12 protein-coding genes, 1 tRNA gene and 1 pseudogene are annotated in these 23085 nt (G+C 65.6%); 8 read left to right on the forward strand and 6 right to left on the reverse strand.

Features of this window, described 5'->3' with window-relative positions:
- Positions 1 to 18 precede the first annotated feature (18 nt).
- A complete protein-coding gene (locus E2E30_RS21040) occupies positions 19 to 1251 on the reverse strand; it encodes a hypothetical protein (protein ID WP_240698920.1) in 1233 nt (410 codons plus the stop codon).
- Between the two features lie 320 nt (positions 1252 to 1571).
- Between E2E30_RS21040 and rpoB the strand changes: the two genes are divergently transcribed.
- The 6 genes and pseudogenes from rpoB to E2E30_RS11940 all read left to right on the forward strand — a co-directional run bounded on the left by rpoB (position 1572) and on the right by E2E30_RS11940 (position 14506).
- Complete coding sequence (rpoB, locus tag E2E30_RS11920; RefSeq protein ID WP_133190064.1) at positions 1572 to 5753, forward strand: DNA-directed RNA polymerase subunit beta; 4182 nt, start codon at positions 1572 to 1574, stop codon at positions 5751 to 5753.
- 147 nt (positions 5754 to 5900) lie between these two features.
- A complete protein-coding gene (gene rpoC / locus E2E30_RS11925) occupies positions 5901 to 10193 on the forward strand; it encodes a DNA-directed RNA polymerase subunit beta' (RefSeq protein WP_133190066.1) in 4293 nt (1430 codons plus the stop codon).
- Between the two features lie 193 nt (positions 10194 to 10386).
- Complete coding sequence (locus tag E2E30_RS11930) at positions 10387 to 10824, forward strand: hypothetical protein (RefSeq protein WP_165954506.1); 438 nt, start codon at positions 10387 to 10389, stop codon at positions 10822 to 10824.
- Positions 10825 to 11253: 429 nt separating this feature from the next.
- Positions 11254 to 11493 (forward strand): annotated as a pseudogene (locus tag E2E30_RS21230) (TonB-dependent receptor plug domain-containing protein); the annotation flags it as partial.
- A gap of 1445 nt (positions 11494 to 12938) precedes the next feature.
- Positions 12939 to 13571, forward strand: a complete 633-nt coding sequence (locus E2E30_RS21235) for a TonB-dependent receptor domain-containing protein (RefSeq protein WP_443018327.1) — start codon at positions 12939 to 12941, stop codon at positions 13569 to 13571.
- Between the two features lie 254 nt (positions 13572 to 13825).
- On the forward strand, positions 13826 to 14506 hold the full coding sequence (locus E2E30_RS11940) for a type 1 glutamine amidotransferase domain-containing protein (protein WP_133190070.1): 681 nt from the start codon (positions 13826 to 13828) through the stop codon (positions 14504 to 14506).
- 40 nt (positions 14507 to 14546) lie between these two features.
- Here the strand turns inward: E2E30_RS11940 and E2E30_RS11945 are convergent, their stop codons facing one another.
- From E2E30_RS11945 to E2E30_RS11955, 3 genes are all read right to left on the reverse strand, one after another.
- Positions 14547 to 16010, reverse strand: a complete 1464-nt coding sequence (locus E2E30_RS11945; protein WP_133190072.1) for a carbohydrate porin — start codon at positions 16008 to 16010, stop codon at positions 14547 to 14549.
- A 143-nt stretch (positions 16011 to 16153) separates the two neighbouring features.
- Positions 16154 to 19546, reverse strand: coding sequence for a polysaccharide deacetylase family protein (locus E2E30_RS11950; protein ID WP_133190074.1), 3393 nt, complete (start codon positions 19544 to 19546; stop codon positions 16154 to 16156).
- A gap of 208 nt (positions 19547 to 19754) precedes the next feature.
- Positions 19755 to 19831 (reverse strand) — tRNA-Pro (locus tag E2E30_RS11955).
- Between the two features lie 113 nt (positions 19832 to 19944).
- On the opposite strand from E2E30_RS11955, the gene pnuC reads away from it, so the two are divergent.
- Both pnuC and E2E30_RS11965 read left to right on the forward strand, forming a co-directional pair.
- On the forward strand, positions 19945 to 20517 hold the full coding sequence (gene pnuC, locus E2E30_RS11960) for a nicotinamide riboside transporter PnuC (protein ID WP_133190076.1): 573 nt from the start codon (positions 19945 to 19947) through the stop codon (positions 20515 to 20517).
- Complete coding sequence (locus E2E30_RS11965; protein WP_133190078.1) at positions 20514 to 21029, forward strand: AAA family ATPase; 516 nt, start codon at positions 20514 to 20516, stop codon at positions 21027 to 21029. Before pnuC ends, E2E30_RS11965 begins: the two co-directional genes overlap by 4 nt.
- Before the next feature lie 155 nt (positions 21030 to 21184).
- Here the strand turns inward: E2E30_RS11965 and E2E30_RS11970 are convergent, their stop codons facing one another.
- A complete protein-coding gene (locus tag E2E30_RS11970; protein ID WP_133190080.1) occupies positions 21185 to 21727 on the reverse strand; it encodes a peroxiredoxin in 543 nt (180 codons plus the stop codon).
- A 308-nt stretch (positions 21728 to 22035) separates the two neighbouring features.
- Positions 22036 to 22950: a CsgG/HfaB family protein gene (locus E2E30_RS11975; protein WP_443018404.1), complete on the reverse strand. Its 915-nt coding sequence runs from the start codon at positions 22948 to 22950 to the stop codon at positions 22036 to 22038.
- Positions 22951 to 23085 lie beyond the last annotated feature (135 nt).

Below are 23085 nucleotides of genomic sequence, written 5' to 3' on the forward strand. Positions count from 1 at the left end.
AGCGCGGGAGCGGAAATCCTATGCTGACACGGTGTATTCGATCGCGCTCACCGTATCGTACATCCGCGCAGCGCTATCGATGCGGAACGGCGCGAGCTTGCCCCCTGCCCCGCGATCGATGCCGATGACATAGGAGCGCGCGGTCTGGCCGCTGCCGCCGCGCGCCCACGCATAGTGCGCGTTGATCGTCAGCACGGGAACGAACAGCGCCTTGCCGCCGACGTCCATCACCTCGAGCGTCGCCTTGGGATGCATCGCCATGCCGCCGAGTTCGACAGAGACGCCAGCCGGCAGATCGAACGGGGTCGTGATCGGCTGCGCGATCGGCGCGGCGAACAGCGCCTCGATCACCGCATCCTGCTGCGCCCCCGCGCTCAGCAAGCGAATGTCGAGCCGAACCCCCGTCGCGGCGACATCGCCGGCGTTGCGCAGCACGATCAGATATTCGACCGCGGCGCTCAGCAAATTCGTGCCGGCGCGCTTCGGGGTCAGCTCGAACACAATCGACGCGCGATCGGCCGGGGCGGCATCGGGCACGACCGCGACTGGAAGAGGAGCCTCCGCAACCGCGTTCGCAGCAGGAACCGCCGGAGGAGCCGCTTGGGGCGCGACGACTGCGAGCTCGACACCCGCTGGCGGAACGACTTCGGCCACGGGCTCGTCCTCATAGGCCACGGCGTCCTGCGCGCCACGCCGGCGCCACCATAGTCCCAGACCAATCGCGACGATCAGCGCGAGCCCGCCCCCGACAGCAGGCCACAGCCACGCGCTTGCGCCGTCCGCTGGCGCGATCGCTGCCGCCGCTGCCGCGCTCGACTGCGGCGTCGGGGCTGGGGTCGGCGGTATCCCGGCGACAGGCGACGGCACGACGGTCGGCACGGCGACCGGAGCCGCCGGAATAATTGGCGTTGGCGTCGCGCTGGCACGCGGTGCTGGCGTTCGCTCGGGCGCTGGCGTCGCGCGCGCCGTGGGCGTGGCGCGCGCCGGCGTCGCGGTCGCGCGCGGCGTCGTGGTCGCGCGGACCGTCGGCGCCACGGCGGGCGGCGCGACGGTCTGGGTCTCGACCGGACGCGGGTTGGTCGTCGGCTCGGGTGTCGGCGAGATCCGCGGCGCCGGCCGGTTCGACGGCAGGCTGAACGAATCGAGCCCCTGCAAGGGTTGCGCAGGCACGCTGTTTTGGGCGAGCGCGGGGCTGCCAAACGCCGTCAGGCTGGTGGCGACGAGGAGGGATACAAAGACAAAGCGTTTCACAGCGCCGGGCATAGCGATAAAACCCCGCCTGCCAAGGTTTGCTGCGCCGAGCGGTTCGCCGCAGCCCCCCCCCCGACGCCACGCGACTGCGTTGACACGCTCGCGCCGTCGACCTATATCGCGCACTCAACCCAAACCGTCGGGAAATGATGTGCCGTCGCGCAGTGCATCGATCGTATTGATGGTTAGGGTTTCTCGAGACGCATGAAAGCTGCTGTTTTCCGCTTGCGCGGACAACACGCGGCTTTTTGTCGTTTCCGATTTGCACGCCCGCCCGGTGGATTCCGGGCCGAATTTCAGGCTTGAGGGCAGAAAACTCCATGGCAACCAAGGCAATCGACGGTAGCACGCCCACGCGGCGCGCCGAGAGCGGCACGGCAAAGCGCCGCATCCGCAAGGTGTTCGGCAACATCCACGAAGTGGTGCAGATGCCGAACCTGATCGAGGTTCAGCGCGAATCCTACGAACAGTTCCTCCGCTCAGATCCGTCGATCGGCTATGTCTCGGGCCTCGAGAAGACGCTGCGCAGCGTTTTCCCGATCCGCGATTTCGCCGGCACCGCCGAACTCGACTTCGTCAATTACGAGCTCGAGCCCCCCAAGTTCGACACCGACGAGTGCCGTCAGCGCGGCATCACTTATGCAGCCCCGATGCGCGTCACGCTGCGCCTGATCGTGTTCGAGGTCGATGCCGATACCGATTCGCGCTCGGTCCTCGATATCAAGGAGCAGGACGTCTACATGGGCGACATGCCCCTGATGACGGGCAACGGCACCTTCATCATCAACGGCACCGAGCGTGTCATCGTCTCGCAGATGCACCGTTCGCCGGGCGTGCTGTTCGACCATGACCGCGGCAAGACGCACGCCTCGGGCAAGTACCTCTTCGCTGCGCGCGTGATCCCGTATCGCGGTTCGTGGCTCGATTTCGAGTTCGACGCCAAGGACATCGTCAACGTCCGCATCGATCGCAAGCGCAAGCTGCCGGTGACGGCGCTGCTGTACGCGCTCGGCATGACCGGCGAGGAGATCCTCAACCAGTTCTACAACCGCGTGACCTTCGTCCGCGGCCAGGGTGGCTGGATCATCCCGTTCCAGGCCGAGAACTGGCGTGGCCAGAAGCCGATGTACGACATCATCGACGCCAAGACCGGCGAAGTGGTGTTCCCCAACGGCCAGAAGATTTCCCCACGCGCTGCCAACAAGTCGGCCAAGGACGGTCTCACCGACCTGCTGATCCCTACGGAAGAAATCTTCGGCCGCTACAGCGCCTATGATCTCATCAACGAGACCACTGGCCAGATCTACATCGAAGCCGGCGACGAAGTCTCGGCCGAGAATCTCGAACTGCTCGACCAGGCCGGCATCGACCGGATCGAACTGCTCGACATCGATCATATCGCGACCGGCGCGTGGATCCGCAACACGCTCAAGGTCGACAAGGCCGAAGAGCGCGAGCAGGCCTTGTCCGACATCTACCGCGTGATGCGCCCCGGCGAGCCGCCGACGCTCGAGACCGCGGAGTCGCTGTTCAGCGGCCTGTTCTTCGATCCCGACCGCTACGACCTGTCGGCCGTCGGCCGTGTGAAGTTGAACATGCGCCTCGACCTCGACGCCGAGGACACGGTCACCACGCTGCGGACCGAGGACATCCTCGCGGTCATCAAGACGCTGGTCGATCTGAAGGACGGCAAGGGCGACATCGACGATATCGACAATCTCGGTAACCGTCGTGTCCGTTCGGTCGGCGAGCTGCTCGAGAACCAGTATCGTGTCGGCCTGCTCCGCATGGAGCGCGCCGTTAAGGAGCGTATGTCGTCGGTCGACGTCTCGACGGTGATGCCGAACGACCTGATCAACGCCAAGCCTGCGGTTGCCGCGGTCCGCGAATTCTTCGGCTCGTCGCAGCTGTCGCAGTTCATGGATCAGACCAACCCGCTGTCGGAAGTCACCCACAAGCGCCGTGTTTCGGCCCTTGGACCGGGTGGTCTGACGCGTGAGCGCGCCGGCTTCGAAGTCCGCGACGTTCACCCGACGCACTATGGCCGCATCTGCCCGATCGAGACGCCGGAAGGCCCGAACATCGGTCTGATCAACTCGCTCGCGAGCTTCAGCCGTGTGAACAAGTACGGCTTCATCGAGACGCCGTACCGCAAGGTCGTGGATCACAAGGTCACCGACGACGTCGTCTATCTGTCGGCGATGGAAGAGGCCAAGCACACGATCGCGCAGGCCAATGCCGAGCTCGATTCGTCGAACGGCTTTGTCGAGGAACTGGTCTCGTCGCGTCAGGCTGGCGAATTCCTGATGGCGATCCCCAACAACATCACGTTGATGGACGTCAGCCCCAAGCAGCTCGTCTCGGTCGCGGCATCGCTCATTCCTTTCCTGGAAAACGATGACGCCAACCGCGCACTGATGGGCTCGAACATGCAGCGTCAGGCCGTGCCGCTCGTCCAGGCCGAGGCGCCGTTCGTCGGCACCGGCATGGAAGAGACCGTCGCGCGTGACTCTGGTGCTGCCATCTCCGCACGGCGTGCGGGCGTGGTCGACCAGGTCGACGCGGCGCGTATCGTCATTCGCGCAACCGGCGAGATCGATGCCGGCCAGTCGGGCGTCGACATCTACACGCTGATGAAGTTCCAGCGCTCGAACCAGAACACCTGCATCAACCAGCGTCCGCTGGTGAAGGTGGGCGATGTGGTCACCGCGGGCGACGTGCTCGCCGACGGTCCGTCGACCGAGTTCGGCGAGCTCGCGCTTGGCCGCAACACGCTCGTCGCGTTCATGCCGTGGAACGGCTACAACTATGAGGATTCGATCCTCATCTCCGAGCGCATCGTGAAGGACGACGTGTTCACGTCGATCCACATCGAAGAGTTCGAAGTGATGGCGCGCGACACCAAGCTCGGGCCGGAAGACATCACGCGCGACATTCCCAACGTCGGCGAGGAAGCGCTGCGCAACCTCGACGAAGCGGGCATCGTGTACATTGGTGCCGAGGTCGAGCCGGGCGATATTCTCGCGGGCAAGATCACGCCGAAGGGCGAAAGCCCGATGACGCCGGAGGAAAAGCTCCTCCGCGCCATCTTCGGTGAAAAGGCGTCGGACGTGCGCGATACCTCGCTCCGCCTGCCGCCGGGCGTTGCCGGCACCGTCGTCGAGGTCCGGGTGTTCAACCGCCACGGCATCGACAAGGACGAGCGCGCGATGGCGATCGAGCGCGAGGAAATCGAGCGCCTGAAGAAGGACTCGGACGACGAGCGCACGATCCTCAACCGCGCGACCTGGTCGCGCCTCAAGGAAATGCTGCTCGGCCAGACCGCGACCGCCGTTCCCAAGAACGGCCCGAAGAAGGGCGTGGTCATCGACCAGGACGTGCTCGACTCGGTCGACCGTCACGAGTGGTGGAAGTTCGCTGTCGCCGACGACAAGACCCAGAGCGATCTGGAAGCGGTCAAGGTGCAGTATGACGACGCCGTCAAGGTGATCGTGGACAAGTTCCAGGATCGTCGCGACAAGCTCGAGCGTGGCGACGAGCTGCCGCCAGGCGTGCTCAAAATGGTCAAGGTCTTCGTCGCGGTGAAGCGCAAGCTGCAGCCGGGCGACAAGATGGCCGGCCGTCACGGCAACAAGGGCGTGATCTCGCGGATCCTGCCGGCGGAGGACATGCCGTTCCTCGCCGACGGTACCCCGGTCGACATCGTGCTCAACCCGCTGGGCGTGCCGTCGCGCATGAACGTCGGGCAGATCTTCGAGACGCATCTCGGCTGGGCTGCCCGCAACCTCGGTCAGCAGATCTACACGCAGCTCGAGGAATGGCGCGAGGCCAACCCCGAACCCGCAGCGGGCGACATGCCCGACGCGGTCAAGGCACGGCTGCTCGAAGTGTACGGCGAGCATTACGCCGCGGACATCGAGGCACGCGATGCGAGCCAGATCATCGAACTCGCGCAGAACCTGCGGACCGGCGTGCCGATGGGCACCCCCGTGTTCGACGGCGCGCGCGAAGCCGATGTGTCCGACATGCTCGAGCTGGCGGGTCTGCACTCGTCGGGTCAGTCGGAACTGTTCGACGGTCGCACCGGCGACATGTTCGATCGCCGCGTGACGGTGGGCATCATCTACATGCTCAAGCTCCACCATCTGGTCGACGACAAGATCCACGCCCGGTCGATCGGACCGTACTCGCTCGTCACGCAGCAGCCGCTGGGTGGTAAGGCGCAGTTCGGTGGTCAGCGCTTCGGCGAGATGGAGGTCTGGGCACTCCAGGCCTACGGCGCGGCGTACACCTTGCAGGAAATGCTCACGGTGAAGTCGGACGACGTGGTCGGGCGCACCAAGGTCTATGAGGCGATCGTCAAGGGTGACGACACGTTCGAGGCCGGTATCCCTGAGAGCTTCAACGTGCTCGTCAAGGAAATGCGCTCGCTGGGTCTGAACATCGAGCTCACCACCACCGAGCAGTTCGACACCGACGGCGTCGCGATCGCGGCGGAGTAATATGCCGGCCTAGTCCTCTCCCGCGTTCGCGGGAGAGGGTTGGGTGAGGCTTCGACTAGGGCCGCGGGAAGACCGCGACCCAAGTCTGCGCAGCCTCTCCCGCGAAAGCGGGCGAGGGCAAAGAATTTCTAGGAAGGCTGTTCATCCATGAACGAACTGACCAATTTCGCGAACCCGGTCGTCAAGGCCGAGACCTTCGACCAGATCCAGATCGGCATCGCCAGCCCGGACAAGATCCGCAGCTGGTCGTTCGGCGAGATCAAGAAGCCCGAAACCATCAACTATCGCACGTTCAAGCCCGAGCGTGACGGCCTGTTCTGCGCACGCATCTTCGGTCCGATCAAGGATTACGAGTGCCTGTGCGGCAAGTACAAGCGCATGAAGTATAAGGGCATCGTCTGCGAGAAGTGCGGCGTCGAGGTCACCGTCTCGAAGGTTCGCCGCGAGCGCATGGGCCATATCGAGCTGGCAGCACCTGTCGCGCACATCTGGTTCCTGAAGTCACTGCCGTCGCGCATCGGCCTGCTGCTCGACATGCAGCTCAAGCAGCTCGAGCGCGTGCTGTACTTCGAAGCGTATATCGTGATCGAGCCGGGCATCACCCCGCTCGAAAAGTATCAGTTGATGACCGAGGACGAGCTCCTCGACGCGCAGGACGAGTATGGCGAAGACGCCTTCTCGGCCGGCATCGGCGCGGAAGCCGTGCGCATCATGCTGCAGGACTTGGATCTCGAGGGCGAGCGTAAGGAGCTCCTTGAGGAGCTTGCGGTCACCAAGTCCGAGCTCAAGCCCAAGAAGATCATCAAGCGCCTCAAGGTCGTCGAGAGCTTCATCGATTCGGGCAACCGCCCCGAGTGGATGATCCTCGAAGTCGTGCCGGTCATCCCGCCCGAGCTGCGTCCGCTGGTGCCGCTCGACGGCGGCCGCTTCGCGACGTCGGATCTGAACGATCTGTATCGCCGCGTGATCAACCGCAACAACCGCCTGAAGCGCCTGATGGAGCTCCGCGCGCCGGACATCATCGTCCGCAACGAGAAGCGCATGCTGCAGGAGGCCGTCGACGCATTGTTCGACAATGGTCGCCGCGGTCGCACGATCACGGGCGCCAACAAGCGTCCGCTCAAGTCGCTGTCCGACATGCTCAAGGGCAAGCAGGGCCGCTTCCGTCAGAACCTGCTCGGCAAGCGCGTCGATTATTCGGGTCGTTCGGTCATCGTGACCGGTCCGGAACTCAAGCTGCACCAGTGCGGCCTGCCGAAGAAGATGGCGCTCGAGCTGTTCAAGCCGTTCATCTACGCCCGTCTCGATGCCAAGGGTCTCTCGATGACCCTCAAGCAGGCGAAGAAGTGGGTCGAGAAGGAGCGCAAGGAAGTCTGGGACATCCTCGACGAGGTGATCCGCGAGCATCCGGTCATGCTCAACCGCGCCCCGACGCTGCACCGTCTCGGCATCCAGGCGTTCGAGCCCGTGCTGATCGAGGGCAAGGCGATCCAGCTGCACCCGCTCGTCTGCTCGGCGTTCAACGCCGATTTCGACGGCGATCAGATGGCGGTCCACGTGCCGCTCTCGCTCGAGGCGCAGCTCGAAGCGCGCGTGCTGATGATGTCGACCAACAACATCCTCTCGCCCGCCAACGGCAAGCCGATCATCGTGCCGTCGCAGGACATGGTGCTGGGTCTGTATTACCTCTCGATGCTCAAGGAGAATGAGCCGGGCCAGGGCATGATGATTTCCGACATGTCGGAAGTCCATCAGGCGCTCGAAGCCGGTGCGGTCACCTTGCACACCAAGATCATCAGCCGCGTTCCGCAGACCGATGAAAAGGGCAACCAGTACCTCAAGCGCTATGAGACCACCCCTGGTCGCATGCTGCTCGGCGAGTGCCTGCCGCAGTCGTCCAAGGTGCCGTTCGATACCGTCAACCGCCTCCTCACCAAGAAGGACGTCGGCGACGTGATCGACGAGGTCTATCGTCACACCGGCCAGAAGGACACGGTGCTGTTCGCCGACGCGATCATGAGCCTCGGCTTCAAGCACGCGTTCAAGGCCGGCATCTCGTTCGGCATGGACGACATGATCATTCCGGATGCCAAGATCGCTCTGGTCGACGAGACCAAGGGCCTGGTGAAGGACTTTGAGCAGCAATATCAGGACGGCCTGATCACGCAGCAGGAGAAGTACAACAAGGTGATCGACGCGTGGAGCCGTTGCGGCGACCAGGTGGCGAACGCCATGATGGACGAGATCAAGGCGGTTAAGCATTATGAGGACGGCCCCAACAAGGGTCGCGAGAAGCCGATCAACTCGATCTACATGATGGCCCACTCGGGTGCGCGTGGTTCGCAGGCGCAGATCAAGCAGCTTGCCGGCATGCGCGGCCTGATGGCCAAGCCGTCGGGCGAGATCATCGAGACGCCGATCATCTCGAACTTCAAGGAAGGTCTGACCGTCCTTGAATACTTCAACTCGACCCACGGTGCGCGTAAGGGCCTCGCGGATACGGCGTTGAAGACGGCGAACTCGGGCTACCTCACGCGTCGTCTGGTCGACGTGTCGCAGGATTGCGTGATCATGGAGCTCGACTGCGGCACGACCCGCGCGCTGGAAATGCGCGCGATCGTCCAGGGCGGCTCGACGATCGCGTCGCTCGGCGAGCGCATCCTCGGTCGTACGACCGCGGAGGACATCGTCGACAGCAAGACCGGCGAGGTCGTCATCCCCTCGGGCACGCTGCTCGACGAGCCGATGATCCTGCAGATCGAGGCGATCGGCACGCAATCGTGCAAGATCCGCTCCCCGCTCGTCTGCGAGACCAAGATCGGCGTGTGCGGCAAGTGCTACGGGCGCGATCTCGCCCGCGGTACGCCGGTCAACATCGGTGAAGCGGTCGGCGTCATCGCCGCCCAGTCGATCGGTGAGCCGGGCACGCAGCTGACGATGCGTACCTTCCACATCGGTGGTGCGGCACAGCTCAACGAGCAGTCGAACCTCGAGGCGCTGTCGGACGGTACGATGGAATATCGCGACCTGCGCATCATCACCGACCAGCGCGGCCGTCGCGTCGTGCTGTCGCGGTCGGGCGAAGTCGCGATCATGGACATGGATGGCCGCGAGCGCGCGGTGCATCGTCTCCCGTACGGCGCCTATGTGCTGTTCGACGACGGTCACATCGTGTCGAAGGGCGATCGTCTGGCCGAGTGGGACCCGTTCACCATGCCGGTGATCACCGAGAATGGCGGCGTCGTGAAGTATGTCGATCTGATCGAGGGCAAGACGCTCACCGAGCAGGCCGACGAAGCGACCGGCATCTCGCAGCGGGTCGTGACCGAAAACCGCGGCATCGCCAGCAAGAAGGAGGATCTTCGTCCGCGCCTGACCCTCACGGGTGAAAGCGCCGAGGAATCGGGCCGGTACATGCTGGTCGCGGGCGCAACGCTCTCGGTCGAGGATGGCGCGATGGTTCAGGGCGGCGACGTCCTGGCGCGTGTCAGCCGCGAAAGCGCCAAGACGCGCGACATCACCGGCGGTCTGCCGCGTGTTGCCGAGCTGTTCGAAGCGCGCAAGCCGAAGGAAAATGCGATCATCGCAAAGGTCTCGGGCCGTGTCGTGTTCGGCAAGGACTATAAGGCCAAGCGCAAGATCGGCATTCAGCCCGAGGACGGCAGCGAGGTCGTCGAGTATCTGGTGCCCAAGTCGAAGGTCATCGACGTACAGGAAGGCGATTACGTCAAGCGCGGCGACAATTTGATCGGTGGTTCGCCCGATCCGCACGACATTCTCGAAGTGCTCGGCATCGAGCCCTTGGCCGAATATCTCGTGTCGGAAATCCAGGAAGTTTACCGACTTCAGGGCGTGAAGATCAACGACAAGCACATCGAGACGATCGTTCGCCAGATGCTGCAGAAGGTCGAGATCACCGACGGCGGCGACACCACGCTGCTCGCCGGCGAGCAGGTCGATCGCGACGAGATGGACGAGATGAACGCCAAGATCGGCAAGAAGGAGCGTCCGGCGCAGGGCAAGCCCGTCCTGCTCGGCATCACCAAGGCGTCGCTGCAGACCCGCAGCTTCATCTCGGCGGCATCGTTCCAGGAAACGACGCGCGTGCTCACCGAGGCTTCGGTGCAGGGCAAGAAGGACACGCTCACCGGTCTCAAGGAGAACGTGATCGTGGGTCGTCTGATCCCGGCCGGCACCGGTGCGGGCATGGGTCGCCTGCGCGTCACCGCTTCGTCGCGCGATGCGGCGATGCGCGTCTCGCAGCGTCGCATGGCCGAAGTCTCGATCGTCGCGCCGAACTCGGCGAAAGAAGAGCATGACGCCGAGCTCGCCCGCTCGACGCGCGATGCCGGCGGCACGGGTGACGATGCGCTCGGCGCGGTCGTGACGAGCGGCACCGGCACCGATGCCGATGCCGGCGAGTATCTGAACAAGGAGTGATCCTCCGGGTTCGGGTTACCACCTGATGCATTGAGAGCCGCCGTCCGGGGAAACCCGGGCGGCGGTTTTCGTTTGGGGTGCCGCGGGGAGAGTTGGTCATTACACTTCGGACGTTGGTGGATCGCAGAAAAGAATGTTAAGGTAAGTGTGTTCGATACCCCGCCGAAAAGCCGAGTACGAGAAGGTCACGACGATGGAGATTAAGCGGGCTACTCCAGACGAAATGCTGGATTACGAGAGCCAGTGCAGCATCCGAACACCATTGAACGAGACGGTTTCGATCGAATTGAAATCGGCTGATGAAGTCGATGCGTTGATAGATCTTTTGGAAATGGGCATTCGTGAATCGTCCAGGCAATTTTTACTCGATGTTGAAAACCTATGCTCAACAAGTGCTCTGTACGAAGCGATTGCGTTTAGGGTGCAAAGTAGTCTTCTACAAAAATTGCACCCCATACGGGAAAACGTTTTGGAAACCTTGCGTGAAGCTCGTCGAGCGTCAGGCCACGACGCCGAGCTCGCCCGCTCGACGCGCGATGCTGGCGGCACCGGTGACGATGCGCTCGGTGCGGTCGTGACGAGCGGCACCGGCACCGATGCCGACGCCGGCGAGTATCTGAACAAGGAGTGATCCTCCGGGTTCGGGTTACCACATGATGCGTTGAGAGCCGCCGTCCGGGGAAACCCGGGCGGCGGTTTTCGTTTGGGGCAGCGCGGCACCCGGCTTCGGCGGGCCCTGTCACGAGTCTGACGCACGACGGCAATGAAACTGCTGGAAAACTGCCGTCCAACCGTCACAGCCATCCCGTAGGGCGCCCACAAGTGCAGCGGCACATCCAGGGGGCCTTCCATGATCAAATCCTACGTCTCGACCTTCGCGCTTGCCGCGAGCCTGGCCGCTGGCCTGCCACTCACCGCCGCGCACGCCGAGACCGCGCCGCCGGCGCCGGCGGCTCCGATCGCCGACCCCGCGCCCGCCCCCGCTGAAGATGATGCGGCGGAGGCGATCGTCGTCACCGCCAAGGCGACCCGCTCGGCCACCGCGCTGCCGGGCAGCGAAATGCAGAAGATCCTGCCGGGTATCTCGCCACTGAAAGCGATCCAGACGCTGCCGGGCGTGCTCTACATCACCGCCGACCCGTGGGGCTATAACGAGCAGAACGCGCAGATCTTCATTCACGGGTTCAGCGGGCAGCAGCTCGGCTACACGATGGACGGCCTGCCGCTCGGCGACCAGAGCTATGGCAATTACAACGGCCTGTCGCCGCAGCGCGCGGTGATTTCGGAGAATGTCGGCCGCGTCATCGTCTCGACCGGCGCAGGCGATCTCGCAACCGCCTCGAACAGCAACCTCGGCGGCACGGTCGAGACCTATTCGTCCGATCCGCTCAAGACATTCGGCATTCAGGCCGCGCAGACCGTCGGCAGCTATTCGACCTCGCGCAGCTTCGTGCGGATCGACAGCGGCACGTTCGGCAACGGCAACGCGGCCTATGTCTCGGCGGCGCGCCAGGACGCACGCGCGTGGGACTTCAACGGCAAGCAGGGCGGCTATCAGGTCAACGCCAAGTTCGTCCACGACGACGGCATCGGCAAGCTGACCGCCTATTTCGACTATAACGACATGACGCAGCCGAACGAGGATTCGACCGTCTTCTTCAAGCCGTCGGCCGGCGGCACCGCCACCGCGGTGCAGCTCTACACGCCGTACACCAAGCCGTTCTTCTACCCCGACTTCACCACCTATCGGACGTCGTATCTCAGTGCGCAGGGCAATTCGCCGGCGGCGGTCGGCAGCAATTACCGCAATTATTATTCGGATGCGCAGCGGACCGATTTCCTCGGCTATCTGCGCTACGACGCGCATCTCTCGTCGAACGTGACTTGGTCGACGACGGGCTATTACCATCACAATGACGGCGCGGGCGTTGTCGCCGGGCCGCTCGGGCAGTCGATCACGACGATCCAGCCCTATCTCGACCCGGGCTATGCCAGCTTGCCGACCAACTGCCGCTTCGGCGCGAACAGCAACGGCGTCGCACCCGCAGCCTGCACCGCACGCACGACCGCACAGCAGAGTGCCGCCGGCGCCGCTTTGGTCGCGGCGACCGGCGGGTCTGGCCTGGTCACGCGCACCACCGAATATCGCATCGATCGCGGCGGCGTGATCTCGGCGATCAATGCCAAGCTCGGCGCGCATACGATCGAGTTCGGCGGCTGGTTCGAACGCAACAGCACGACGCAGTGGCGCCGCTGGTACGGCGTCAGCGTCACCAACCCCGATTCGAGCACGCCCTATATCCGTCCGCTCGACGTGGCGCAGCCGCTCTTCACGCAATATCAGGGCGAGGCGCGGATCAACCAGCTGCAGTTGCATCTGCAGGACACCTGGCAGGCGACCGATCGCCTGCTGCTCCAGGCCGGGTTCAAGACCAGCGCGCAATGGGCCGATGGCCGCTTCCCCGTGCAGCCCGTCCTCGGGTCGCTTTCGGGCCTCACCGGCGGCCTTCCGCAAGGCCGGATCAACACGCTGCGCTGGTTCCTCCCCTCGGCGGGCGCGACCTATGATCTGACGCGCAACGAGCAGCTCTATTTCAACGTGCAGAAGAACCTGCGCCAGTATCAGGCGTATCTCGCGGGCGGTGGCGGGCCGTGGTTCACCGGCAGCCAGGCGGCGTGCGCAGCCATCGCAGCTTCGATGGCGTGCTCAGCGGGCTCGAGGCGCAGGTCAATTACTACCACGTCGTGTTCAACAATCGCCTGCTCGCGATCTCGACCAACCCGGGCGGCATCGCCGGCGGCGGCATCACCGGCGGGACCTCGATCCTGGTCAATGTCGGCGCGGTGCATACCGACGGCGTCGACGCCGCCTTCACGCTGCACTTCGGCCGCGCCTTCTCGCTGTACAATGCGGCGTCGTACAATCTGTCGAAATACCAGAGCGACTATACCTCGACCGCGACCGGAATCGGCGCTGCGACGGGCACGTGCATCGGCGGCTATCTCGTCACGGCGGGCGTCGTGCCGACCTGCGGCAAACAGCTGCCGGGCACGCCGAAATGGATGAACAAGACCGTCGCCACGCTCGATCTGGGGCCGATCGAAGTGCAGATGATCGGCGATTACGTCGGTCGGCGCTTCGCGACCTTCACCAACGACGCGAGCGTGTCGTCCTACTTCCTGACCTCGCTGCGGCTCGCGGCGAAGGTGCCGGACGGCGCCACCCCGCTGCGCAAGCTCGAGATCTCGCTCAACGTCACCAACCTGTTCGACAAGACGGGCGTCTCGACGCTGTCGATCGGATCGGCGACCAACAGCTACTCGGCCTATCCGATCGCGCCGCGACAGTGGTTCCTGACGGTGTCGGCCGCCTATTGAGCACCTGTCGGATCGGCGGTGTCACCCGCAAAGGGTGACGCCGCCGCCGCGCTGCACGGGTGGGCAGGACGGCGTGGTCTCGCGCTTGCCCCAAAGGCTCCCAAAAAGCCCCCCGCCCCTTGCGCCACCGCTGCGCCACGCCCATTTCCTGAGGGCACGGAAACGACCACGGCGGTGCGGGATATGGGCGAACACGTCCGCCCGGCACGTTCGCCGCGTCCGTGCACTGGATCCGCGATCAGAAAGCAGCCGACATGAAGATTTTGATGGTACTGACGTCGCACGACCAATTGGGCGACACCGGCAAGAAGACGGGCTTCTGGCTCGAAGAGCTCGCCGCGCCGTATTACGTGTTCAAGGATGCGGGTGCGGAGATCACGCTCGCCTCGCCCGCCGGCGGGAAGCCGCCGCTCGACCCCAAGAGCAACGAGCCCGACAGCCAGACCGACGCGACGCGTCGTTTCGAGGCTGATGCCGCCGCAACCGCGCAACTCGCGGACACCGTCCGGCTCGATTCGGTCGACCAGGCCGATTACGACACGGTCTTCTATCCCGGCGGCCACGGCCCGCTCTGGGATCTGGCCGAGGATGCGACCTCGATCGGCTTGATCGAGGCGTTCGTCGCGGCCGACAAGCCCGTCGCCTTGGTCTGCCACGCACCGGGCGCGCTGCGCCGGGTAAAGGCCGCCGATGGCACGCCGCTCGTCCAGGGCAAGCGCGTGACGGGCTTCACCAATGGCGAGGAGGAAGCCGTCGGTCTGACCAAGATCGTGCCGTTCCTCGTCGAGGACGAACTCATCGCGCTCGGCGGCAAGTATGAGAAGACGAGCGACTGGGGCGTTCACGTCGTGCAGGACGGCTTGCTGATCACCGGCCAGAACCCGGCCTCGTCGGCGGCTGCAGCGCACAAGCTGCTCGACGCGCTCGCAAAGTAAGCGACACGGGGGAGGCGCGACCAAGGCGCCTCCCCCTCTCTTACAACGTAATCGCGCCCTTCAACCCCAGCACCACGACCTCTTCGGCGCTGCGCACGCCGCCGGGGTGGTGGATCCACTGGACGTTGGGCTGCAGCTCGAGCCACGGCAGCGGCGTCACGCTGTAATAGAGTTCGGCGGCATATTCGGCGTCGCGCACCGGCTTGCCCGGGGTCAGCCGGTCGGCATCGGCCGCGCGCCCATTGACGTTGGTCCGCCCGAACGCGACGCCGAGCACGTCGCCGGGCAGCCACGTCGCCAACCCCTTGTAGAACACACCGACCACCGCCTGATTGTCGGTCACCGCGGTCGCGCGGTCGGTCTGCGTGAAATTGGCGAACACGCCGAGCCCGTCGAGCGACTTGCCGTCCTTCGACGTGCCGGTGATCTGCTGCTGCACGCTGACATAGCCGCCATAGCGCCCCGAATGCTCGAGCGGGGCGAGCCCGGTGATCGCGATCGGCCGCCGGTTGATGTCGCGATAGACGTCGGTGCCATTGGCGGTCGTGTACCAGCCGCCGACCTTGTACGACCCGACATGGCCGCCATCGCCGCCATGCGTCCAGCCCGCCTCGAACGGGATCAGCACCCCCGTCGCGCCGTGCCAGCGCGCGACGAAGAAGTTGTTCCGAAGGTTGAGCGGATTGACCTCATAGACGCCCGCCTGGACGTACACGCCGCGCCGCACATCGACGTGGAGGCGCGCGCCCCACTGCCCGACCGGCCAGTTCTGCCAGTAATCGCCGACCAGATTGCCCGGCTGCGCGCCGCAAAAGGTCAGGTTCTGGAAGTGGCACGAGAAGACCGCGAAATCCGACCCCGGATTGGTGCGGCCGAGCTTCACTTCGACCGCATCGCCGAGCTTCTGCTCGTACCACAATTCGGTGACGCGGACGGTCTGCCCGCGGCCATAGACCTCCTGCACTTGCTGGAGCGTGCCCAGCCCGGCGACGTCGGACAGATTGTCGCCGCGCCGCCACGTCAGCGTCGCCTGGAGCGTCCCGCCCTCGAGCCCGACGAGCTTGCCCATGTCGACCTTGGCGCCGATGTCGAACTGGCCGGTCTCGGTGATCGCCTGACGCCGCCCGCCGGTCGGGTTGTACGCGGTCTCCGACGCGTAGCGCGCCGATACGTCGACGCCGCGCGCGCCGAGCCAGGTGCGGCTGTTGCGCCAGTCGCCGAACAGGCCGGGCGGTGCCGCGCTCTGCGTATCGCCGATCTGCGAACCGGGCGAGGTATCGCGCGGGTGCGCAAGATGGTTCGGCCGGTAGCGCGCGGGCGTCGGTGCTGCCGCAGGCGCTTCGGTCGCGGGTTTCTTGGTATCGTTCGCCGCGGGCGCATCGGGGGCGGTCGGCGGCGGTGCGGGAGCGCCGATATCGACCTGTTGCGCCATCGCGCCCGCCGGCAGCAGCAGCGCGGCGAGCACACCCGCCGCCGCACTTGCTTGGAATGTCCGCACGATCATCGCTTTGCCTTACACCGAACCCGTCACTCGGCGTGCGATGCAACCTGCGGCGCGCGAAGGATAGCGGCCATCGCCCGAAGCTGCGCCAGTTGTTTGATTTCGGTTTAGAATGTCGCGCTTATGTCACAGGCGGATGGGCGCGTTTACCGCGCCTGCACCCGCCCGGTCCGCACCAGCTTGCCCCAGCCGACGCTGCGCCCGCGCAACGCCTGCGTGATCGCTTTCAGCACGACATAATACATGATCTGGCGATAGCCGATCCGCTGCGGGATGAGCAGCCACAGCAAACGCCACTGCTCGCGCCGCTCGAGCGCGAAGGCGACCGTCGCCGCGAGCAGGTCGATCGCGGTGAACACCAGCCAGTAGAGCAGCATCTTGTCGACGTCGTGCTGCGTCTGCGCCCAGCCATGCGCCTGCACCGCGATATAGGTCATCACGAAGCTGACGAGCAGCGCGAGATCGATGATCGGCGAGATCGCCGCAAAGACGATCTGGAACAGGATCGCCTGCGGCAAGCCGACACGCGCGAGGCCCGCCGGGCGGCCGGTCGCCATGATGCTGCCATGCTTCCACAGGCATTGCAGCGTGCCGAACGCCCAGCGGAAGCGCTGCTTGGCGAGGCCCTTGATCGTCTCGGGCGATTCGGTCCAGGCGATGGCGTATTGGTCGTAGGTCACCGCCCAGCCGGCGCGCTGGATCGCGATCGTCAGATCCTGGTCCTCGGCGAGCGTGTCGTCGGGATAGCCGCCGACTTGCTGGATCGCCGCCAGCCGCCACGCGCCGACCGCGCCCGGCACCACCGTCATCGCGTTCATCCGCGCAAGCGCGCGCCGCTCGAGATTCTGCGCGGTGATATATTCGACCGCCTGGAACTTGGTGAGCAGATTGACGCGATTGCCGACCTTGGCGTTGCCCGCGACCGCGCCGATCTTGGGATCGTCGAACCAGCGCGCAAGCCGTGCGATCGTCGTCGGCTCGAACTGCGTATCGGCGTCGAGCGCGATGACGATCTCGCCCGTCGCAAGCGCCAGCGCCTGGTTGAGCGCGCGCGCCTTGCCGCCATTCTCGAGCGTCAGCAACCGTACGCGCGGATCGCCCGCGAACGCCGAGGTCACGACTTCGCTCGTATCGTCGCTCGATCCATCGTCGATCACGATCACCTCGATCCGCACGTCGGTCGAGGCGAGCACGCCGCGCACCGCGCGTTCGATCACCAGTTCCTCGTTGAACGCCGGGATCATCACCGTGACGAAGCGGTTGGGGTCGATCGCCGGGAACACCGTCTTGCTCTCGCGCCGCGCCTGGATCAGCGCGAGCAGCGACAGGATCACCGCGCGCGCGATGCCGATGCTGATCGCGAAGAAGAAGATCCAGCCGAGCGCGACGACGCCGCCGCCGAGCACCGAGAAGATGAACAGATCGGTCTCCGCCGCCGCGCGGTCGGACGGCGAGAGCGTCGGCATCGCGACCGACTTGGGAATCCCCGCAAGCGCCGACACCGCCACGAAGGTGTACCCCTTGGCGCGCAGCTGGTCGATGATCTGCGGCAGCGCGGCGACGGTTTCCGAGCGGTCGCCACCGGCATCGTGGAGCAGCACGATGTTGCGGCTGCACTGCGGGTCGGGATTGGCCGCATCGCATTTGCCGTTGGGGTCGGTCACTTCGTCGACCGTCGCGTCGATGATCGACTGGACGCCCGGCCGTTTCCAGTCGCCCGGATCGACGTGCAGGCCGACCGAGATGTACCCCCGGTCCTGCGCCATCAGCGCCGGGTCGATTTCGTCGGCGGTGCTCGGCTCGGCATCGCCGAAATAGGGCGCGCGGAACAGCCGCAGCGTGTGCCCGGTGAACGCCTGGAACAGCCGCTGCGTCGTGTTGAGCTGGAAGGTCGTCTCGGACTGCGAGGCGCCCGCCAGATTGGGATGGGTATAGGTATGGCTGCCGATCTCATGCCCCTCGGCGACCATGCGGTTGATCAGGCTGCGCTGCGTCAGCACGTTCTCGCCGATCACGAAGAAGGTGCCGGGCACCTTCTTTTGCTTGAGGATGTCGAGGATCTTGGGCGTCCAGGTCGGATCGGGGCCGTCATCGAAGGTCAGCGCGACGAGACCCGGCTTGTAGCCGGTCCGCGCGACGACATAGGGCGATGGCAACGTCTGAAAGGTGACGTTGCCGATCGCGCCGTCCTTGGTCACTTGCGCGCGCCGCACGCCTTTGACGGGGACGCCCGCGATCTTGAGGATCTCCCCGCTGCCGTCGATATCGACATCGGTACCCGCCGGAATGTTTTCGATCGCCGAGGCCGCGGGCAAGGTGCGATGCGCCCGCCCGAAGATCGACCACAGCCCTGGATCTTCCGACCCGAGCCGCCACAGCCCGATCCCGCTCAAACCGACTTTCTGCAGCCAGCGCATCTGGTTGTACGCCGATGGCGCATCGAGCATCCACACGACGTGGCGGCTGCCCGCTTCCTCATAGGCAAAGCCGCTATTGCCGCTCTGCCGGTCGAAGGTCGGCATGGCGCTCGATTCGCGCGCGGCTTCCCAGGCTTCGTCGATCGCGAGCGGTTCGCCCGTGCCGTCGTGCCAGTTATAGGCGTAATTGCCGATCGCGACGACGATCTTGTCGCGCGGCACGTCGCGCACCGCGCGCGACACCGATTGCTCGAACCAGCTTTGCGATGCGATCGGCCCGGCCTCGCCGCTGATCTCGTGCTGGTCGTAGGCCATCAGCACGACGCGATCGACGACCTTGGCGAACGCGCCGATGTTCCAGCCGGGCTCGCCGCCCGCTTCGTCTTCCGCCGCGCCGACCGGCACCGCGATCCCGATCACCCAATTGCGCTTGGCGAAGCGCGCCTTGGTCTCGCGCAGGAAGGCGAGGAAATCCTGCTGTCCCTTGGGCGAAAGCTCCTCGAAATCGAAGAACGCGCCCCCTGCCCCGTTCGCGGCGAGCCACGGCTCGAGCGTGTCGAGGAACTTCTTGCGCAACTTGGGGTCGCGCAGCAGCGCTTCCATGCCGGCCGCATCCCATTTCCCGTCGATCGCATTCTGGATCATCGGCAGGATCAGCGGGCGTGGGCTCGCGCGGTTGATGATCTCGCGGCCCGCGGTGTCGCGGAACACGGTGATGTGATGGTTGGGGCCCGACACCGACACCCAGCCCGGCACGAGCCAATCGAGCTCGCCGATATGGCGGCGCAGCGACGCCGTCGAGGACGGATCCCACGGCACATGGAAGGCGATCGCAAGCGGCTGATCGACCCCGACGCCGCGCGCGGGTGCACCGAGCAGCCGCGCATAGCCGCTAAGCCCGTGGCGCGCGCGGCGCAGCAGCGGCTCGTGCGGCGGCGGCAATTTGGTGATCGCCGCGTGCTCGGCCTCGACCGGAAGCAAGGGCGCGCGCGGCACCGCACCGATCGAAATCGCGAGCGCTGCCACCGCCATCACCACCAGCAGCACGAACGCCGCGACCGCCATCGCAAATCGCCGGCGGCGCCGTCCCGAAGCATCGTAGAAAACGGGCGAGCGGCTCATGCGATCGGTGTCCTCAGGGTGAAAAGATTAGGCTCGCATCGGTGCTTTGGCATGGCGCAATCACGACGCCAAGGTGACAAACGCTTCATCTGGCCCGACACAGTTTTCGACGGCACCCCATTCGGGCGCGCTGTCGTTCGACATTGGAGGTGTCTGCGCAGGTGCCTGCCGGAGACGCGCTCACGGCGGTTCGGGGCCAATGCTGCAATGGTCGGGGCGATAGGATTCGAACCTACGACCCCTGGACCCCGAGACCAGTGCGCTACCAGACTGCGCCACGCCCCGACACATTGCAGGGCGCAGCGCGTAGACCCCCGTCTCGCGACTATCAAGCGGAAAATCGCCCCGCGTTCGCGCAATGCTCGACGCTGGCGCAATCGCGCTGCTACGCGGGCGGCATGACCACCCTGGAAATCCTGGCGTTCGGGCTCGGGCTCGCCAATGTCACGCTCGTCGTGCTGCGCAGCATCTGGAACTACGTCTTCGGGCTGGCGATGGTCGCGCTCTATGCAGTCATCTTCGTCCATACCAAGCTTTATAGCGACGCGCTGCTGCAAGTGTTCTTCTTCGTCGTGCAAATCTACGGCTGGTGGAACTGGTCGCGCGTCAAAGCCCAAACCGGCGAGATCGCGGTCGGCACCCTGCCGGACCGCGAGCGCCTCCTGTGGCTGGCGGCGGCGGCGGTGGGCAGCGCGGGCTGGGGCTATGCGATGTTCCGCTTCACCGATGCGTCCTTCCCCTGGCTCGATGCGACGCTCGCGATCGTCAGCGTCGTTGCACAGATCCTGCAGTCGCGTCGCAAGCTCGAAAGTTGGTGGCTGTGGATCGCGGTCGATATCGGCTCGGTCGCGCTTTACGCGGCCAAGGGATTGAAGCTGACGATGCTGCTTTATGCGATCTTCCTCGCGCTCGCGATCTGGGGGCTGATCGATTGGCGCCGCGTCGCGCGACGGACGGCGGTCGTCGTATGAGCACGATCTGCCTGCACGGCCCTGAGAGCACGGGCAAATCGACGCTGATTCCGCAACTGGCGGCGCACTTCGGAACGATCTTCGTGCCCGAATACGGCCGCACCTTCGCCGAGACGCACGGAACCGAGTTCACGATGGCCGATCTGCTCGAGATCGCGCAGCAGCACGATGCGCAGACGCGCGCGGCGCTGGCGACGGGCGCGGATCCGCTGCTGCTCGATACCGATCCGTTGATGACTGCGGTGTGGGCCGACATGCTGTTCGGCGCGCGCGATCCGTGGTTCGGCGCGTGGCGCGGCAGCGCCGATCTGTATCTGCTGCTCGATATCGATTTGCCGTGGATCGACGACGGTACGCGGATGTTCGGCAGCACGGTCGAACGCCAGCGCTTCTTCGATCTGTCGCGCGCCGAGCTCGACCGGCGCGGCCTGCGGTATGCGATCGTTGGCGGTCAGGGCCCCGCGCGCCTCGCCGCCGCGCTGGCGGCGATCGCGGCGGCGGGACTGGGCTGACGCCGGGACGGCGATCCGCTTGGGCGCTCCCCAGCGAAGGCCGGGGCCCAGGAGCGGAACGACCGAGGCGCGCGGCCTCGCGAGATCGTCGTGGCCTTCCCGTGGGCCCCGGCCTTCGCCGGGGAACACATTTCAATGCTGCGAGGGTAGCCGGATCAGCCCTTCTTGGCTTTCAGCGCCTTCACCGCGGCGAGCGTGCCGGTGATGTGCCCGGCCGGCGCCATGTCGGACAGGACATAGGCGATCTTGCCGTTCTTGCCGATCACGTACGAGGTGCGGTTGGTCCAGCCGGCCTTTTGCGGCAGCGCGACGTCATAGCCCGAGATCGTCGCCGGGGTCGCGAGACCGACCGGGAACTTGTCGCGGCATTCGACCGAGGAGAATTCCTTGATCCGCTCGGCATTGCCCGCGGTCAGGCCGATCAGCGTCGCGCCCTGCTTGGTGAAGTCGTCGGCGGCTTCGGCGAAGGCGTGCGCCTCGGCAGTGCAGCCCGAGGTGAAGGCGGCGGGGAAGAAGTAGAGCACGACCGGCCCCTTCTTGAGCGCTGCCGCCAGCGAGAAGGGATGCGTCTTGCCGGCAAGCGCCGCCTCGGTCGAGAAGTTGGGCGCGGCATCGCCGACTTTCAGCGCGGCGCTGGCGGGCGCGGCGGCGAGAAGGGCGGCGGTGGCAGCGGCGATAAGCGGAACAGCGAACTTCATGGCATCGTCTCCTGGATAGCGCCGCATCCTACCGCGCCGGCTGGCGGTCCGCCAGCACGATCGGCACATCTGCGCCACCCTCCAACCGTCACCCCGGCCTTGTGCCGGGGTCTACCGGGATGCCCAACGTGCCAGCGCAGAACGCGCGGCACGGCGGCCCCCGGCACCAGGCCGGGGTGACGAACAAAAGCTCGCCCCCAAAATCGTTCGGGCTGAGCCTGTCGAAGCACCCCACGCCCAACGCGCCGCTCGCGTTTGCAGGGCAGCCCTTCGACACGCTCAGGGCGACCAGGGAGAGTAGCGTCGCCCTACCGCGACGGCGCGAGCTTGGAGTTGAGCACCCACCCAACATTGTCGTTCTCGTCGGCGACCTCCCACCACATGCCGTCCTTGTTGCCGGTCGGGTAAACGATCGCGCCCGGCGGCAGCGTGCGCACCACCTTGCCCGCTGCATTCGCCGCGCTGCGCAGCGCGACCGGGCCTTGCGTCGTGAAGGTCTTGGCGGGCGCGGCCTCGGCCGTCCCGGTGTCGCCAGGGTTGGTATAGCCGAGCCCCGTGACGAGCTTCGCATACGCCTGGATGAAGGCAAGCGTCACGATCCGCCCGATATCGGTATTGTCATACCCCCCGCCGACCACGCCGCCGCCGGCAAAACCGCCGAACACCCCGCCGCCGCCGCCGAAGCTCAGGCTGTTCTTGGCGGCATAGCCATCCTCGGTCGCGAGCGTCTCGGTCGTGCGGACGTTGGTGATCGACAGCACGACATTGGCTTCCATCTTGCGGCTGCGTAAGCCCCCGACGAGCCCACCGAACGGCCCGCCGATCAGCCCGCCGACGCCCGCCGCGACGCCGCTGCCGCTCGCGTTGCTGTTGGCGCCCTGCACTTCGGCCTGGAGCACGTAATCGGCCGCCTTGATCTGCCCCTGCCCGACATTGGCGCCGCGCTGGAGCCCGAGATCGCCACCGATGTCGCGCTCGCGCTGCGCCGCTTGCAGCCCGCTGCCGCGATCGACGATGTTGAAGCAGCCCGAACGCTGCACGAGCACCTTGAGCAGCTTCTGCGGAGGGGCAAGGCTGTACTGCGTCCAGCCGCGCGGATCGTCGCCATCGACGATCGAGATCGTGCCGTGCTTGCGCGCGCAGCGCGGCACGTCGTTCATCGTCGCCTCCTGCAGCTTCTGCGTGCCCGACGGCTTGGCCATCCGCTGCGCCCCCGCCTGCATCGGTACGCCGCTCAACACCGCCACGATCGCCATTCCGGCCGTCAGTTTCGCCATGCCACCCCCGCTGAGAATCGTTACGCCTCCAATATCGAAAAGCGACCCGACGGCATAGGCGTATTGCGCCCTCGCGCGACG

Source organism: Sphingomonas sp. AAP5 (genome assembly GCF_004354345.1).
GTDB classification, from domain to species: Bacteria; Pseudomonadota; Alphaproteobacteria; order Sphingomonadales; family Sphingomonadaceae; genus Sphingomonas; species Sphingomonas glacialis.